Annotated in this window: 12 protein-coding genes and 1 tRNA gene; 12 read left to right on the forward strand and 1 reads right to left on the reverse strand. The window is 51.7% G+C overall.

The window, feature by feature from the left end:
- Nucleotides 1-2: 2 nt before the first annotated feature.
- Nucleotides 3-77, forward strand: a tRNA-Gln gene (locus FQ015_RS21100).
- 153 nt (nucleotides 78-230) lie between these two features.
- On the opposite strand, the gene ubiF is transcribed toward FQ015_RS21100, so the two are convergent.
- The gene (gene ubiF, locus FQ015_RS21105) at nucleotides 231-1,406 is read right to left on the reverse strand and encodes a 3-demethoxyubiquinol 3-hydroxylase (protein WP_160524469.1); all 1,176 of its coding nucleotides are present in this window, start codon (nucleotides 1,404-1,406) and stop codon (nucleotides 231-233) included.
- 145 nt (nucleotides 1,407-1,551) lie between these two features.
- Here ubiF and miaB point away from each other — a divergent pair, with 145 nt between their 5' ends.
- From miaB to hscC, 11 genes are all read left to right on the forward strand, one after another.
- On the forward strand, nucleotides 1,552-2,976 hold the full coding sequence (gene miaB, locus FQ015_RS21110) for a tRNA (N6-isopentenyl adenosine(37)-C2)-methylthiotransferase MiaB (RefSeq protein ID WP_032183627.1): 1,425 nt from the start codon (nucleotides 1,552-1,554) through the stop codon (nucleotides 2,974-2,976).
- A gap of 152 nt (nucleotides 2,977-3,128) precedes the next feature.
- A complete protein-coding gene (locus tag FQ015_RS21115; protein ID WP_001018040.1) occupies nucleotides 3,129-4,169 on the forward strand; it encodes a PhoH family protein in 1,041 nt (346 codons plus the stop codon).
- On the forward strand, nucleotides 4,166-4,633 hold the full coding sequence (gene ybeY / locus FQ015_RS21120; protein ID WP_000084469.1) for an rRNA maturation RNase YbeY: 468 nt from the start codon (nucleotides 4,166-4,168) through the stop codon (nucleotides 4,631-4,633). The genes FQ015_RS21115 and ybeY overlap by 4 nt, the downstream gene beginning before the upstream one ends.
- An 89-nt stretch (nucleotides 4,634-4,722) precedes the next feature.
- Nucleotides 4,723-5,601: a CNNM family magnesium/cobalt transport protein CorC gene (corC, locus tag FQ015_RS21125; RefSeq protein ID WP_001278605.1), complete on the forward strand. Its 879-nt coding sequence runs from the start codon at nucleotides 4,723-4,725 to the stop codon at nucleotides 5,599-5,601.
- 24 nt (nucleotides 5,602-5,625) lie between these two features.
- Nucleotides 5,626-7,164, forward strand: a complete 1,539-nt coding sequence (gene lnt, locus FQ015_RS21130) for an apolipoprotein N-acyltransferase (protein WP_032183626.1) — start codon at nucleotides 5,626-5,628, stop codon at nucleotides 7,162-7,164.
- 396 nt (nucleotides 7,165-7,560) lie between these two features.
- The gene (gene gltI, locus FQ015_RS21135; RefSeq protein WP_001177085.1) at nucleotides 7,561-8,469 is read left to right on the forward strand and encodes a glutamate/aspartate ABC transporter substrate-binding protein GltI; all 909 of its coding nucleotides are present in this window, start codon (nucleotides 7,561-7,563) and stop codon (nucleotides 8,467-8,469) included.
- Nucleotides 8,470-8,638: 169 nt separating this feature from the next.
- Nucleotides 8,639-9,379, forward strand: a complete 741-nt coding sequence (gene gltJ, locus FQ015_RS21140; RefSeq protein WP_000020941.1) for a glutamate/aspartate ABC transporter permease GltJ — start codon at nucleotides 8,639-8,641, stop codon at nucleotides 9,377-9,379.
- A complete protein-coding gene (gene gltK / locus FQ015_RS21145; protein WP_000272807.1) occupies nucleotides 9,379-10,053 on the forward strand; it encodes a glutamate/aspartate ABC transporter permease GltK in 675 nt (224 codons plus the stop codon). The genes gltJ and gltK overlap by 1 nt, the downstream gene beginning before the upstream one ends.
- The gene (gene gltL, locus FQ015_RS21150; RefSeq protein WP_000631384.1) at nucleotides 10,053-10,778 is read left to right on the forward strand and encodes a glutamate/aspartate ABC transporter ATP-binding protein GltL; all 726 of its coding nucleotides are present in this window, start codon (nucleotides 10,053-10,055) and stop codon (nucleotides 10,776-10,778) included. The genes gltK and gltL overlap by 1 nt, the downstream gene beginning before the upstream one ends.
- Nucleotides 10,779-10,895: 117 nt before the next feature.
- Nucleotides 10,896-11,831: a pyrimidine-specific ribonucleoside hydrolase RihA gene (gene rihA, locus FQ015_RS21155; RefSeq protein ID WP_039021085.1), complete on the forward strand. Its 936-nt coding sequence runs from the start codon at nucleotides 10,896-10,898 to the stop codon at nucleotides 11,829-11,831.
- Between the two features lie 83 nt (nucleotides 11,832-11,914).
- On the forward strand, nucleotides 11,915-13,585 hold the full coding sequence (gene hscC, locus FQ015_RS21160) for a molecular chaperone HscC (protein WP_039021084.1): 1,671 nt from the start codon (nucleotides 11,915-11,917) through the stop codon (nucleotides 13,583-13,585).
- The last annotated feature ends 71 nt before the right edge of the window (nucleotides 13,586-13,656 follow it).

A 13,656-nucleotide genomic window follows, 5' to 3' on the forward strand; every position in this document is an offset into this window, starting at 1 on the left:
GTTGGGGTATCGCCAAGCGGTAAGGCACCGGATTCTGATTCCGGCATTCCGAGGTTCGAATCCTCGTACCCCAGCCACATTAAAAAAGCTCGCTTCGGCGAGCTTTTTGCTTTTCTGCGTATATTCAATGTCGAATGCGATGTTGACACGTCTTATTCTTCAAAGTCGGATGCGACGCTGATGCGTCTTATCCGACCTACAGTTGGCATGCATCCGGCAATGTTGTAAGGCTACAACCCTAACGCATATTTCAGCGCCTGCCGTTTCAATACGCCAGCACGCTCCGCCGCCATTAACCCGAGATTACGCACAAAACGCAGTGGCGGCAGATTATTGCTGAATCCAGCATAAAACAGGTCCATACCGCTTTGCATAATGAAGTTATCCGCCATGCGCCGCATCTGGTAACGCTTGAGGATCGGATAACTGGCCCACGCTTCGCCATAGCTGCGAGCGTTGACCAGAACGTCAATCAGGGCATCGACATCACGATAACCAAGATTCACCCCCTGCCCCGCCAGCGGATGAATGGTGTGCGCCGCATCGCCCACCAGCGCAAGCCCTGGCTGCACATACTGCAACGCATGGCGGCGCGTAAGCGGAAACGCACCAGCAGCAAGCGGCGTTACATAACCCAGACGTGACGGGAAATGCTTCGCGATTTCCGCCTGGAGCTGCGCCATATTCATATTCTGCAACTGGCGAATACGCGCCGGAGAGTCATACCACACCAGCGATGCCCAGTTATCAAACAGCGGCAGAAACGCACGAGGTCCATCCGGGGTAAATTGCTGCCAGGTGCTGTCGCCGGGATCGTTCTCACACTGTACGCTAATCAACATACACGACTGTGCATACTGCCAGGCATGAACGCCAATTCCCGCCATCTGCCGCACCTGCGAATTTGCACCGTCAGCGCCAATCACCAGCTTCGCCTGGATCACTTCGCCCCCCTTCAGTTCCAGTTCCTGAAGATCATTATGGCGATGCAGAGCAATCAGTGAGGTTGGCACACGTAACGTTACTTTCGGATGCGCTTCCAGCGCCTGCCACAGCGCCTGTTGCAGGATAGTGTTTTCCACCATATAGCCAAGCAACGGCAGCTTCAATTCGGCTGCATCAAACACCACATGCGCCGTTTCCCACTCCCACGTTTCCAGTCTGCGATAAGGATGGCAACGCATGGCCTGTACCGCGTCCCAGACGCCTAAACCTTTAAGCAATGATACCGAAGCCGCACTAATCGCCGAGATCCGCACGTCAGGCTGGCTGTCAGCGACAAACGGTGCAGGTTGGGCATGTTCGATAACCGTTACCGAAAATCCGTGCTGAGCCAGTCCCAGCGCCAGTGCACCGCCGACCATTCCTCCGCCGACAATGGCAATTTCCGTTGGTTGATTTGTCATGGTCAATCATCCTGTTAGCAATATGCTTTAAGTTTACAGGATTTTTACCCCCAAGGGCTGATAACGCTCATACTGGTCACAACGGCAGCAAAGCATTACACTATGCGCCCTGCATTCCTGGCTACTATTTCGCAAGAGCAAGTCGATGACCAAAAAACTCCATATTAAAACCTGGGGCTGTCAGATGAACGAGTACGATTCATCGAAGATGGCCGATCTGCTGGATGCCACCCACGGCTATCAACTGACCGACGTGGCGGAAGAAGCGGATGTGCTGCTGCTGAACACCTGCTCAATCCGCGAGAAGGCTCAGGAAAAAGTCTTCCATCAGTTGGGTCGCTGGAAACTGTTAAAAGAGAAGAATCCAGACCTGATTATCGGCGTCGGCGGCTGCGTGGCATCGCAAGAAGGCGAGCACATTCGCCAGCGCGCCCACTATGTTGATATTATTTTTGGGCCGCAAACGCTGCACCGTCTGCCGGAGATGATCAACTCCGTACGCGGCGACCGCAGCCCGGTTGTAGATATCAGCTTCCCGGAAATCGAGAAGTTTGACCGTCTGCCGGAACCGCGTGCCGAAGGACCAACCGCGTTTGTCTCCATCATGGAAGGCTGCAATAAATATTGCACCTACTGTGTGGTGCCTTACACCCGTGGTGAAGAGGTAAGCCGTCCTTCCGACGATATTCTGTTTGAGATTGCCCAGCTTGCGGCTCAGGGCGTGCGTGAAGTCAACCTGCTCGGTCAGAACGTGAACGCCTGGCGTGGTGAGAACTACGACGGCACCACCGGATCGTTTGCCGATCTGCTGCGTCTGGTTGCGGCGATCGACGGGATCGATCGTATTCGCTTTACCACCAGCCATCCGATCGAATTCACCGACGATATCATCGAAGTGTACCGCGACACGCCGGAGCTGGTGAGCTTCCTGCATCTGCCGGTTCAGAGCGGTTCCGATCGCATTCTAAACCTGATGGGACGTACCCACACGGCGCTGGAGTACAAAGCGATCATCCGTAAATTGCGTACGGCGCGTCCTGATATTCAGATCAGTTCTGACTTCATCGTTGGCTTCCCGGGCGAAACCACCGAAGACTTCGAAAAAACGATGAAGCTGATTGCCGACGTCAATTTCGACATGAGCTACAGCTTTATCTTCTCCGCTCGTCCAGGAACGCCTGCCGCCGATATGGTTGATGATGTTCCGGAAGAAGAGAAGAAGCAGCGTCTGTATATTCTGCAAGAGCGCATTAATCAGCAAGCGATGGCATGGAGCCGCCGTATGCTCGGCACCACCCAGCGTATTCTGGTAGAAGGTACATCGCGTAAGAGCATCATGGAGCTTTCCGGTCGTACTGAAAATAACCGCGTGGTTAACTTCGAAGGCACGCCGGATATGATCGGTAAATTCGTCGATGTAGAAATTACCGACGTCTACCCGAACTCTCTGCGCGGTAAAGTGGTGCGTACTGAAGATGAAATGGGTCTGCGCGTGGCAGAAACACCGGAATCGGTGATTGCCCGTACCCGCAAAGAAAATGACCTTGGCGTGGGTTATTATCAGCCGTAATTCTCAGGCCCGCCGTTCCGGTGGGCCTTGTTTTTTCTCTCTTTATCCCCATCTTTATCGCAATGCTTGCGCCTTTTTCCTGTGGCGTGAATAATTTCCTTATAGGCCGGTGAATGTTCAGCTTCCGGCGGCATACAGATAAGAGGAACGGTTTGAACATAGACACTCGCGAAATCACTCTGGAGCCAGCAGACAACGCACGTCTGTTGAGCCTGTGCGGCCCGTTTGATGACAACATCAAACAACTCGAACGCCGTCTCGGCATCGAAATCAATCGCCGCGATAATCATTTTAAACTGACCGGCCGTCCGATTTGCGTCACCGCTGCGGCAGACATTCTGCGTAGCCTGTATGTCGATACTGCCCCGATGCGCGGTCAGATTCAGGATATCGAGCCGGAACAGATCCACCTTGCGATTAAAGAAGCGCGCGTGCTGGAACAAAGTGCGGAGAGCGTGCCGGAGTATGGCAAAGCGGTCAATATCAAGACCAAACGCGGTGTAATTAAACCGCGCACGCCAAACCAGGCGCAGTACATCGCCAATATTCTCGACCATGACATTACCTTCGGCGTTGGCCCGGCGGGTACGGGTAAAACCTACCTGGCAGTGGCTGCGGCAGTTGATGCCCTGGAGCGTCAGGAAATTCGCCGTATTCTGCTGACTCGTCCGGCGGTAGAAGCCGGTGAGAAACTGGGCTTCCTGCCTGGCGATTTAAGCCAGAAAGTGGACCCGTATCTGCGCCCGCTGTATGACGCGCTGTTTGAAATGTTGGGCTTTGAGAAAGTCGAGAAGCTGATTGAGCGCAACGTTATTGAAGTCGCGCCACTGGCCTATATGCGTGGCCGTACGCTGAACGACGCGTTTATCATTCTTGATGAGAGCCAGAACACCACCATCGAACAGATGAAGATGTTCCTGACTCGTATCGGTTTTAACTCAAAAGCGGTTATTACCGGCGATGTCACGCAGATCGACTTACCGCGTAATACTAAATCAGGTTTACGTCACGCTATCGAAGTGTTAGCCGATGTCGAAGAGATCAGCTTTAACTTCTTCCACAGCGAAGACGTGGTTCGTCACCCGGTGGTAGCGCGTATCGTTAACGCTTATGAAGCCTGGGAAGAAGCCGAACAAAAACGAAAAGCGGCGCTGGCAGCAGAACGCAAGCGCGAAGAACAGGAACAAAAATGAGTCAGGTGATCCTCGATTTACAACTGGCATGTGAAGATAATTCCGGGTTACCGGAAGAGAGCCAGTTTCAGACATGGCTGAATGCGGTGATCCCGCAGTTTCAGGAAGAATCGGAAGTGACTATTCGCGTGGTCGATACCGCCGAAAGCCACAGTCTCAATCTGACCTATCGCGGTAAGGATAAGCCGACCAACGTGCTCTCCTTCCCGTTTGAAGTACCGCCTGGCATGGAGATGTCGCTGCTGGGCGATCTGGTTATCTGCCGTCAGGTGGTTGAGAAAGAAGCACAGGAGCAAGGCAAACCACTGGAAGCGCACTGGGCGCATATGGTGGTGCACGGCAGTCTGCATTTGTTAGGTTACGATCACATCGAAGACGACGAAGCAGAAGAAATGGAAGCCCTCGAAACAGAGATTATGCTTGCTCTGGGCTATGAGGATCCGTACATTGCCGAGAAAGAATAATTTGCCAGGCATTTGACTGGCAGACGTCCCCGCCGTTGGTGATTAACGACGGCGTTTTGATTAACTAACATGAGAACCCATACGACGCCATGAGCGACGACAATTCACACAGTAGTGACACGATAAGCAACAAGAAGGGATTTTTCTCCCTGTTACTCAGCCAACTTTTCCACGGTGAACCGAAAAACCGTGACGAACTGCTGGCGCTGATCCGTGATTCCGGGCAGAACGACCTTATCGACGAAGATACGCGCGATATGCTCGAAGGGGTGATGGACATCGCAGACCAACGCGTTCGCGACATCATGATCCCCCGCTCCCAGATGATTACCCTGAAACGCAACCAGACGCTGGACGAATGCCTTGATGTCATCATCGAGTCCGCCCACTCACGTTTCCCGGTGATTAGCGAAGACAAAGATCACATTGAAGGGATTCTGATGGCGAAAGACTTGCTGCCGTTTATGCGCAGCGATGCAGAAGCCTTCAGCATGGACAAAGTGTTACGTCAGGCGGTTGTCGTTCCTGAAAGTAAGCGCGTAGACCGGATGCTGAAAGAGTTTCGCTCTCAGCGTTACCACATGGCGATCGTCATTGACGAATTCGGTGGGGTTTCCGGTCTGGTGACCATTGAAGATATCCTGGAACTGATTGTTGGTGAGATTGAAGACGAGTATGACGAAGAAGATGATATCGACTTCCGTCAGCTGAGTCGTCATACCTGGACCGTGCGCGCACTGGCTTCCATCGAAGATTTCAACGAAGCCTTCGGCACCCACTTTAGCGATGAAGAGGTCGACACTATCGGTGGTCTGGTGATGCAAGCGTTTGGGCATCTTCCGGCACGTGGCGAAACCATCGACATCGACGGTTACCAGTTCAAAGTGGCGATGGCCGACAGTCGGCGTATTATTCAGGTTCATGTCAAAATCCCGGATGACTCACCCCAGCCAAAGCTGGATGAATAAAACCGAAACTGGATAGATAACTACATGGCTTTTGCCTCATTAATTGAACGCCAGCGCATTCGCCTGCTGCTGGCGTTATTATTCGGTGCCTGCGGAACGCTGGCCTTCTCTCCTTACGATGTCTGGCCTGCGGCGATTATTTCGCTGATGGGGCTTCAGGCGCTGACCTTTAACCGCCGTCCACTCCAGTCTGCCGCTATTGGCTTTTGCTGGGGATTTGGCCTGTTTGGCAGCGGTATTAACTGGGTCTATGTCAGCATCGCGACCTTTGGCGGAATGCCTGGCCCGGTTAACATCTTCCTGGTGGTGCTGCTGGCGGCGTATTTGTCGCTGTATACCGGACTGTTTGCTGGCGTACTGTCGCGTCTGTGGCCGAAAACCACCTGGCTGCGCGTGGCGATTGCCGCCCCTGCTCTCTGGCAAGTGACCGAGTTTCTGCGCGGTTGGGTGCTGACTGGCTTCCCGTGGTTGCAGTTCGGCTATAGCCAGATTGACGGTCCGTTAAAAGGACTGGCACCGATAATGGGCGTGGAAGCCATTAACTTCCTGCTGATGATGGTAAGCGGCCTGCTGGCACTGGCGTTGGTCAAACGCAACTGGCGTCCGCTGGTGGTGGCCGTCGTGCTGTTTGCCCTTCCCTTCCCGCTACGTTACATCCAGTGGTTTACCCCGCAACCGGAGAAAACCATTCAGGTTTCGATGGTTCAGGGCGACATTCCGCAATCGCTGAAGTGGGATGAAGGCCAGCTTCTCAATACGCTGAAGATTTACTACAACGCAACGGCACCGCTGATGGGCAAATCATCGCTGATTATCTGGCCGGAGTCGGCGATAACCGATCTGGAAATTAATCAGCAACCGTTCCTCAAAGCTCTGGACGGTGAGTTGCGCGATAAAGGTAGCTCGCTGGTAACCGGGATTGTCGACGCGCGTCTCAATAAGCAGAACCGCTACGATACCTACAACACCATCATCACGCTGGGTAAAGGTGCACCGTACAGCTATGAATCGACCGATCGCTATAACAAAAACCATTTGGTGCCGTTTGGCGAGTTTGTCCCGCTGGAGTCGATTCTGCGTCCGTTAGCACCGTTCTTTGATCTGCCGATGTCGTCGTTCAGCCGTGGACCATATATCCAACCACCGCTGTCGGTAAATGGTATTGAGCTTACTGCGGCTATTTGCTACGAGATCATTCTCGGCGAGCAAGTGCGCGATAACTTCCGCCCGGATACCGACTATCTGCTGACTATCTCCAACGATGCGTGGTTTGGTAAGTCTATTGGCCCATGGCAGCACTTTCAGATGGCGCGAATGCGTGCGCTGGAGCTGGCGCGCCCGCTGCTGCGTAGCACCAACAACGGCATTACGGCGGTGATTGGCCCGCAGGGTGAGATTCAGGCGATGATCCCGCAATTCACCCGCGAAGTGTTAACCACTAATGTGACGCCGACCACCGGACTCACACCGTACGCACGTACCGGCAACTGGCCGCTGTGGGTGCTGACGGCACTGTTTGGTTTTGCCGCTGTGTTGATGAGTCTGCGTCAACGACGTAAATAATCCCTTCTTATCGTGCCGGAATACATCCCGTATTTCGGCACGCTCGCCGGATGTGGTATCAGTGCGTTATCCGGATGACAAAATTCCCCTATCCAACTTTGGCACATCTATTGCTTTGTTATACAAGGCAAAGCTTGAACCCGCGTCAGTACAACCCGGTTGCACCACAGCAATCCACCGGTAGCACCAAAAGAGTGCATTTTAAGAATTTTGCTTCGGAATGGTGCGGCGCATCTCGCAAAAACAAACAATAAAACATCAATATCTTTACATTTAGCCAAACTAAATGTTACCTAACAAACACAACACTGCACAATAAAGTTGCAGATGATAACAACACAAACACTCACAACGGGTATCCATGCGTTCTTAACGCAGAAGATAAAGGAGTTGGATATGCAATTACGTAAACCTGCCACAGCAATCCTGGCCCTGGCGCTTTCCGCAGGACTGGCACAGGCAGATGACGCCGCCCCGGCAGCAGGCAGTACGCTGGACAAAATCGCCAAAAACGGTGTGATTGTCGTCGGTCACCGTGAATCTTCAGTACCTTTCTCTTATTACGACAATCAGCAAAAAGTGGTGGGTTACTCGCAGGATTACTCCAACGCCATTGTTGAAGCAGTGAAAAAGAAACTCAACAAACCGGACTTGCAGGTGAAACTGATTCCGATCACCTCACAAAACCGTATTCCTCTGCTGCAAAACGGCACTTTCGATTTTGAATGTGGTTCAACCACCAACAACGTCGAACGCCAGAAACAGGCGGCTTTCTCTGACACTATTTTCGTGGTCGGTACGCGCCTGCTGACCAAAAAGGGCGGCGATATCAAAGATTTTGCCGACCTGAAAGGCAAAGCCGTAGTCGTTACTTCCGGCACTACCTCTGAAGTTTTGCTCAACAAACTGAATGAAGAGCAAAAAATGAATATGCGCATCATCAGCGCCAAAGATCACGGTGACTCTTTCCGCACCCTGGAAAGCGGTCGTGCCGTTGCCTTTATGATGGATGACGCTCTGTTAGCCGGTGAGCGAGCGAAAGCGAAGAAACCAGACAACTGGGAAATCGTCGGCAAGCCGCAGTCTCAGGAAGCCTACGGTTGCATGTTGCGTAAAGACGATCCGCAGTTCAAAAAGCTGATGGATGACACTATCGCTCAGGTGCAGACCTCCGGTGAAGCGGAAAAATGGTTTGATAAGTGGTTCAAAAATCCAATTCCGCCGAAAAACCTGAACATGAATTTCGAACTGTCGGACGAAATGAAAGCACTGTTCAAAGAACCGAATGACAAGGCACTGAACTAATTACAAGAACCAGGGGCGGAAATTCCAGCCCTCTCGATTGTTACGTAGCACGGACAGACTATACGCCTGATGGTCGTTCCCCATCGGGCCTGAAAACCGCAATACGCTGGGTAACAATCTTCGAGGGTAGCAGTTAACGCTGCTACCCTCTTTTTTCTGGAGTAGATTTATGTCTATAGACTGGAACTGGGGTATTTTTTTACAACAAGCCCCGTTCGGCAACACCACCTATCTTGGTTGGATCTGGAGTGGTTTTCAGGTGACGATTGCTTTGTCGATCTGCGCCTGGATTATCGCTTTCCTCGTCGGTTCATTTTTCGGCATTTTACGTACCGTTCCAAACCGTTTTCTCTCCGGTCTGGGTACGTTGTATGTCGAACTGTTCCGCAACGTGCCGTTGATTGTGCAATTCTTTACCTGGTATCTGGTTATCCCTGAACTGTTGCCGGAAAAAATCGGCATGTGGTTTAAGGCAGAACTAGACCCCAATATTCAGTTTTTCCTCTCCTCCATGCTCTGTCTGGGACTGTTTACTGCAGCTCGTGTTTGCGAACAAGTACGCGCCGCGATTCAGTCGCTGCCGCGTGGGCAAAAAAATGCCGCGCTGGCGATGGGTCTGACGCTACCGCAGGCTTACCGCTACGTACTGTTGCCTAACGCTTATCGCGTTATCGTCCCGCCAATGACCTCTGAGATGATGAACCTGGTGAAAAACTCCGCCATCGCCTCGACCATCGGTCTGGTGGATATGGCGGCGCAGGCCGGTAAATTGCTCGATTACTCGGCCCACGCCTGGGAGTCATTTACCGCCATTACGTTGGCGTATGTGTTGATTAACGCTTTTATCATGCTGGTGATGACGCTGGTTGAACGTAAAGTTCGCCTGCCCGGCAACATGGGGGGCAAATAATGTACGAGTTTGACTGGAGTTCCATTGTTCCTTCCCTGCCATATCTGCTCGACGGGCTGGTGATCACCCTGAAAATCACCATCACGGCGGTGGTCATTGGTATTTTGTGGGGTACGATGCTGGCAGTGATGCGCTTGTCCAGCTTTGCGCCGATTGCCTGGTTTGCCAAAGCCTACGTTAACGTGTTCCGTTCGATCCCGTTAGTCATGGTTTTGCTATGGTTTTACCTGATTGTGCCGGGTTTTCTGCAAAACGTGCTGGGATTATCGCCAAAAAATGATATCCGTTTAATTTCGGCGATGGTGGCGTTTTCGATGTTTGAAGCGGCCTACTATTCAGAGATTATCCGTGCCGGTATTCAAAGTATTTCCCGTGGGCAGTCGAGCGCCGCGCTGGCGTTGGGGATGACTCACTGGCAGTCGATGAAACTGATTATTCTGCCGCAGGCGTTCCGCGCGATGGTGCCGCTGCTGCTCACTCAGGGCATCGTACTGTTCCAGGATACCTCGCTGGTGTATGTGTTATCTCTGGCCGATTTCTTCCGTACCGCCTCAACCATTGGTGAGCGTGATGGTACACAGGTCGAAATGATTCTGTTTGCCGGGTTTGTTTATTTCGTTATTAGCCTTAGCGCATCGTTGTTGGTCAGCTACTTGAAAAGAAGGACAGCATAATGATTACCCTGAAAAATGTTTCAAAATGGTATGGTCACTTTCAGGTGCTGACCGACTGCTCAACCGAAGTGAAAAAAGGTGAAGTAGTGGTGGTTTGTGGCCCGTCAGGCTCCGGCAAATCAACACTGATTAAAACCGTCAACGGCCTCGAACCGGTGCAGCAAGGTGAAATCACCGTCGATGGCATCGTGGTTAATGATAAGAAAACCGATCTGGCAAAGCTGCGTTCCCGCGTCGGGATGGTGTTCCAGCATTTCGAGCTGTTCCCTCATTTGTCGATTATTGAAAACCTGACCCTGGCGCAGGTAAAAGTGCTTAAACGCGATAAAGCGCCCGCTCGTGAAAAAGCCCTGAAATTACTGGAGCGCGTGGGACTTTCCGCACATGCCAATAAGTTTCCGGCGCAGCTTTCCGGCGGTCAGCAGCAGCGTGTGGCGATCGCTCGCGCATTGTGCATGGATCCTATCGCGATGCTGTTCGACGAACCGACATCGGCGCTGGATCCGGAGATGATTAACGAAGTGCTGGACGTGATGGTGGAACTGGCGAACGAAGGAATGACCATGATGGTGGTGACCCACGAAATGGGCTTTGCCCGTAAAGTGGCGAATCGGGTGATCTTTATGGACGAGGGTAAAATTGTCGAAGACTCGCCGAAAGACGCTTTCTTCGATGATCCGAAATCGGACCGCGCAAAAGACTTTCTCGCGAAAATCCTGCATTAATCACTCTGGCGCGCATACCCAAGTGCGCGCCATCTCACGCTTTATCGTTTCGCTCCTCGTATCTGTTACATCCTGGCGGTACCCTTGTCGCAAAGAAGCACACAACAAGGAGCAACAATGGCACTGCCAATTCTGTTAGATTGCGACCCAGGTCATGACGACGCTATCGCAATAGTTCTTGCCCTCGCCTCACCAGAGCTTGATGTCAAAGCAATTACGTCTTCCGCCGGAAACCAGACACCAGAAAAAACCTTACGCAATGTTCTGCGTATGCTGACCTTGCTTAATCGCACCGATATTCCGGTAGCAGGCGGCGCGGTAAAACCATTAATGCGTGATTTGATTATCGCGGACAATGTGCACGGCGAAAGCGGTCTCGACGGCCCGGCATTACCGGAACCAACGTTCGCACCGCAAAACTGCACGGCGGTGGAGCTGATGGCGAAAACGCTGCGTGAAAGTGCGGAACCTGTCACGATTGTTTCTACCGGGCCGCAAACTAACGTTGCCTTGCTGCTCAATAGCCATCCGGAACTGCATAGCAAAATCGCCCGTATCGTGATTATGGGCGGCGCAATGGGGCTTGGTAACTGGACGCCAGCCGCCGAGTTTAATATTTATGTTGACCCGGAAGCGGCAGAAATTGTTTTCCAGTCAGGGATCCCGGTGGTGATGGCCGGTCTGGATGTTACTCATAAAGCGCAAATCCACGTTGAAGACACCGAGCGTTTCCGCGCGATTGGCAACCCTGTTTCAACCATTGTTGCCGAACTGCTGGATTTCTTCCTCGAATATCATAAAGACGAAAAATGGGGCTTTGTCGGCGCACCGCTGCATGACCCATGCACCATCGCCTGGCTGTTGAAACCAGAGTTGTTTACCACTGTTGAGCGCTGGGTTGGCGTGGAAACACAGGGGAAATATACTCAGGGCATGACGGTTGTTGATTATTATTATCTGACAGGCAATAAACCGAATGCCACTGTAATGGTCGATATTGATCGTCATGGCTTTGTTGATTTACTGGCTGAGCGTCTGAAATTTTACGCTTAACACACCACATTGATTAAGATCACCACGCTTTCACAGGGTGGTCTTAATCTGTTTATCTCTTTTTCTTTCAAGATATAAATGCAATGGATAATGCAGAACTCGCCATTGGTATCGATCTCGGCACTACCAATAGTTTAATTGCCGTCTGGAAAGACGGTGCCGCGCAATTAATTCCAAATAAGTTCGGTGAATATTTAACACCATCCATCATTAGTATGGATGAAAATAATCATATTTTAGTCGGAAAACCGGCTGTATCACGGCGCACTTCGCATCCGGATAAAACCGCCGCATTATTTAAACGTTCAATGGGCAGTAATACCAACTGGCGGTTAGGCAGCGACACATTTAACGCACCAGAACTGTCCTCTTTGGTCTTACGTTCATTAAAAGAAGATGCCGAAGAATTTCTGCAACGTTCTATTAAAAATGTGGTGATCTCTGTTCCGGCTTATTTCAGTGATGAACAACGCAAGCATACCCGTTTAGCAGCGGAGCTAGCCGGGTTAAATGCGGTACGCTTAATTAATGAACCCACAGCAGCTGCGATGGCTTATGGCCTGCATACTCAACAAAATACCCGCTCGCTGGTTTTTGATCTCGGTGGCGGCACGTTTGACGTCACGGTGCTCGAATACGCCACGCCGGTGATTGAAGTTCACGCCTCCGCTGGCGACAACTTTCTTGGCGGCGAAGATTTTACTCATATGCTGGTGGATGAAGTTTTAAAACGCGCCGCAGTGGCTAAAAACATGCTCAACGAAAGTGAGCTGGCAGCCCTGTACACCAGCGTGGAAGCGGCAAAATGCAGCAATCAATTACCGCTGCAAATTAGCTGGCAGTATCAGGAAGAAACGCGTGAGTGCGAATTTTACGAGAACGAACTGGAAGATTTGTGGTTGCCGCTGCTCAATCGCTTGCGAGTGCCGATTGAACAGGCGTTGCGCGATGCACGTCTGAAGCCAAGTCAAATCGACAGTCTGGTGCTGGTTGGCGGCGCATCACAAATGCCGCTGGTGCAGCGAATCGCCGTGCGTCTGTTTGGCAAATTACCGTATCAAAGTTACGACCCGAGTACTATTGTCGCGCTGGGCGCAGCGATCCAGGCCGCCTGCCGCTTACGCAGCGAAGACATTGAAGAAGTGATCCTCACCGATATTTGCCCCTACTCCTTAGGTGTTGAAGTTAACCGCCAGGGCGTTTCCGGCATTTTCTCACCGATTATTGAACGAAACACCACTGTACCGGTGTCGCGTGTAGAAACTTACTCGACCATGCACCCGGAACAGGATTCAATTACGGTTAACGTCTATCAGGGAGAAAACCACAAAGTTAAAAATAACATTCTGGTGGAATCCTTCGATGTGCCGTTGAAGAAAACCGGGGGTTATCAGTCTATCGATATTCGCTTTAGTTATGATATCAACGGATTGCTTGAAGTTGACGTACTTCTGGAAGACGGCAGCGTTAAGTCCAGAGTCATTAACCACAGCCCGGTAACGTTAAGTACCCAGCAAATTGAAGAGAGTCGGGCAAGGTTATCCGCATTAAAAATTTATCCGCGCGATATGCTTATCAACCGTACCTTTAAGGCCAAACTGGAAGAGTTATGGGCGCGGGCGCTGGGTGACGAGCGAGAAGAGATTGGCCGGGTGATCACCGATTTTGATGCAGCGCTGCAGTCAAACGATATGGCCCGCGTCGATGAAGTTCGGCGACGAGCGAGCGATTATTTAGCCATTGAGATCCCATAAACACGGCTGCCGGATGCGGCGTAAACGCCTTATCCGGCCTACTAGTAGGTCGGATAAGATGCGTTAGCATC

The organism is Escherichia sp. HH26CH (genome assembly GCF_009820205.1).
GTDB lineage: Bacteria > Pseudomonadota > Gammaproteobacteria > Enterobacterales > Enterobacteriaceae > Escherichia > Escherichia coli_F.

Coding starts and splice junctions, on each gene's coding strand:
- gltL (WP_000631384.1), top strand. CDS start 10,053: ATGATTACCCTGAAAAATGTTTCAAAATGGTATGGTCACTTTCAGGTG.
- ubiF (WP_160524469.1), bottom strand. CDS start 1,406: ATGACAAATCAACCAACGGAAATTGCCATTGTCGGCGGAGGAATGGTC.
- hscC (WP_039021084.1), top strand. CDS start 11,915: ATGGATAATGCAGAACTCGCCATTGGTATCGATCTCGGCACTACCAAT.
- lnt (WP_032183626.1), top strand. CDS start 5,626: ATGGCTTTTGCCTCATTAATTGAACGCCAGCGCATTCGCCTGCTGCTG.
- gltI (WP_001177085.1), top strand. CDS start 7,561: ATGCAATTACGTAAACCTGCCACAGCAATCCTGGCCCTGGCGCTTTCC.
- ybeY (WP_000084469.1), top strand. CDS start 4,166: ATGAGTCAGGTGATCCTCGATTTACAACTGGCATGTGAAGATAATTCC.
- rihA (WP_039021085.1), top strand. CDS start 10,896: ATGGCACTGCCAATTCTGTTAGATTGCGACCCAGGTCATGACGACGCT.
- corC (WP_001278605.1), top strand. CDS start 4,723: ATGAGCGACGACAATTCACACAGTAGTGACACGATAAGCAACAAGAAG.
- gltJ (WP_000020941.1), top strand. CDS start 8,639: ATGTCTATAGACTGGAACTGGGGTATTTTTTTACAACAAGCCCCGTTC.
- miaB (WP_032183627.1), top strand. CDS start 1,552: ATGACCAAAAAACTCCATATTAAAACCTGGGGCTGTCAGATGAACGAG.
- gltK (WP_000272807.1), top strand. CDS start 9,379: ATGTACGAGTTTGACTGGAGTTCCATTGTTCCTTCCCTGCCATATCTG.